This is a genomic window from Paracoccus gahaiensis (assembly GCF_005048225.1).
In the GTDB taxonomy this organism is placed as follows: domain Bacteria; phylum Pseudomonadota; class Alphaproteobacteria; order Rhodobacterales; family Rhodobacteraceae; genus Paracoccus; species Paracoccus gahaiensis.
Map to the genome: position 1 here is coordinate 1 of NZ_SUNI01000064.1, position 2,590 is coordinate 2,590.

2 protein-coding genes are annotated in these 2,590 nt (G+C 65.2%); both read right to left on the reverse strand.

The window, feature by feature from the left end; translation table 11 throughout:
* Window positions 1-91 precede the first annotated feature (91 nt).
* Entirely contained in the window at window positions 92-907 is an 816-nt protein-coding gene (istB, locus tag FA743_RS20055) for an IS21-like element helper ATPase IstB (RefSeq protein ID WP_136887813.1), read from the reverse strand.
* Window positions 904-2,412 carry an IS21 family transposase gene (istA, locus tag FA743_RS20060; RefSeq protein ID WP_246055086.1) on the reverse strand — a complete coding sequence of 503 codons (1,509 nt, stop codon included), beginning with the start codon at window positions 2,410-2,412 and terminating at the stop codon, window positions 904-906. The genes istB and istA overlap by 4 nt, the downstream gene beginning before the upstream one ends.
* Window positions 2,413-2,590 lie beyond the last annotated feature (178 nt).

Sequence of the window (2,590 nt, forward strand, 5' to 3'; positions counted from 1 at the left end):
TGTAGCGCGTCAACCATCTTGTCCTTGAGCGACAACCACGTTGGCCGGTTTTTGGGCGGTGGGGTTGGCGTTTTTCGAGGCTGTTTTCTGGTCAGCTTTCTCCTTCGTTGTGGTTGTCGGTGATGGTTGTCGCTGGTGTTCTGGCCAGCGCCGCCATGCTTGAGGCGGCGGCGCGTTGGCGGAAGCTTTCGGCATTCATCTCGAGGATCGCGGCATGGTGGACGAGGCGGTCGATGGCGGCGACGGTCATCGCCTTGTCGGGGAAGATCTGGTCCCACCCGCTGAACGGCTGGTTGGCGGCGATGGCGATGCTGCGATATTCGTAGCGCCGGGCGATCAGTTCGAACAGCACGCCGGTTTCGGCCTGATCCTTGTGGGCATAGGTGATGTCGTCGAGGATGATCAGGTCGAACTTGTCGAGCTTGGCAAGTGCGGCTTCCAGGACGAGGTCACGACGGGCGGCCTGAAGCCGCTGCACAAGATCGCTTGTCCGGGTATAGAACACGCGGTGTCCCGCCTCGATCAGGGCATGGCCGATCGCGCAAAGGACGTGCGTCTTGCCGGTGCCGGAGTTGCCAATGGCGATCAGGTTGCCGCCGCCCTCCAGCCAGTCGCCAGCCGCCAAGGCCTCGACCCGGGCGCGCGGCAGGGTCGGCAGCGCCTTGAAGTCGAAGGTTGCGAGGGTTTTGCCTGCAGGCAGTTGCGCCTCGTTCAGATGGCGCCGAATGCGGCGCATGTCGCGCTCGGCCAGTTCGTATTCCGCAAGGACAGCCAGGAAACGGGCGGCGGGCCAGCCTTCGTTATCGGCGCGGGTGGCGATCTCTGCCCAGAGCTTGTGGAAGCTGGGCAGGCGCAGCGCAGTCAGCATGCCCGGCAGCGTGTGGATGTCGATCTCGCGGGCGGTCATGCGCGGGCCCCCAGCAGGGCGTCGAAGCTATCGAGCGACGGATGGGCGACGGCGACATCCCTCGGCAGCGCCGTCTGCCTCGGGCTCAGGCGGGATGCCACCAAGCCGGGGTCGGGGATCCGGCCGGCGGCGAGATCGTCCGCCAGGAGATGCGCCAGTTCCGCCTCGCAGGCCCGGTCGTGGGCGGTGAACAGCAGATCGACCATCCGGCGACAGGCGTCCCGGCGGGGCAGATCGCGCTGCAGCAGCTGCCAGACTGCGGCGTATTCGGTTCTGGGGAAAAGGCTGTCGCGGTAGATCGAACTCCACAGGGCCTGTGGCTTGCGCCGCAGGGCATGGATGACATGGTGGTAGTTGATGACATGAACGCGATGGCCGTCACCGCGGCCACGGGCCCGGGGATGGCTGACGACCAGGGTGCTGCCGAGGAAGGCCTCGAGGCGATCATCGTAGAGGTGGACCCGCAGACGCTGTCCGATCAGCTGCGACGGGGCGCTGTAGAAGATGCTTTTGACCAGAAAGCCGCCGGTGCGCGTGACCGGCACCACGATCTCGGTAAAGTCGGTGGTTCGCCGGAGCGGCAGTGGCCTCAGATGTGCCCGCTCCGCCTGAACCGCGGTCACCCGCTGCCGGTTGCGCCGCGCCACCAGGATATCGACGAAGCGCCGATAGTCCTCGATGCTGGCAAAGTCCCGGCTGCCGCGCAGGATCAGCGCCTGTTCGATGGCTTTCTTCAGGTGCCGGTTCTGAGACTCCACCGCGCCGTTCTCGTGAGCTTCCCCGCGGTTGTTGCGGCTGGCCTCCATGCCGTAATGACCGACGAAGGCATTGTAGCGCCTGGTGATGTCCTCGCACTGGTCGGCCGTCAGGTTGCGGAAAGCGGCCGACAGGCTGTCGGTGCGATGCTCCTGCGGTGCTCCGCCGAGCGACCAGAGCGCCTGCTGCAGGTTCTCGGCAAGGGCCGTGAAGCTTTCCCCGCCCAGGACCACGGCGACATGCTCCCATCGGCTGTAGACCATGACGAAGTGATAGAGCAGGTGCGGGAACGGCTGGCCCGCGATCGTCACCTCCAGCTCCTCAGCATGGGTGAAGTCAGACTGGGCCATGCGGCCCGGCTCCGGCGTCTGCCGGAAGATGATGTCGCGCTCGGGTCCGTTCAGCGCCCGCCACTGCCGCACCCGCCGTTCCAGCGTGCGCCGGATCCGATCGTCGGGGAAGGCCAGCGGGTGCAGACCCTGAAGGTGGCGCAGCAGGCTGACGGCCTGTAAGGCGCTGTCTCTCTCAAGCAAGGGAAGGATGTCACTTTCCCAATAACCTTCGAGGGGATCGGCAACCGTACGACCGTGAACGATCTTGCGGTTCGAGGGCAGCGTAGGATCGGCATCGAACCGTCGCGCTGTGCGCTCGCTGAACCCGGCGCGGGCGGCCGATGTGCGCTGACTGTGCTTCTGGAGGTCGGACATGTATAATCTCAATTGCTGGTCGGTGATGGGTTTGTAGGCCAACCCGGGTCCTCCGTTTGACGGCAGAGGAACCTGGCTTACCAACCCGCAGCGACCAGCACCTAACCTTGAAATCATTCAGGCCGGTGGGACTGCCCTCCAGACGGGCATGCCCGTCTTCCGTTCAGCCCAACCGGCCAAGGTGGTTGTCGGCACCGGCCAAGATGGTTGTCGCTGAACA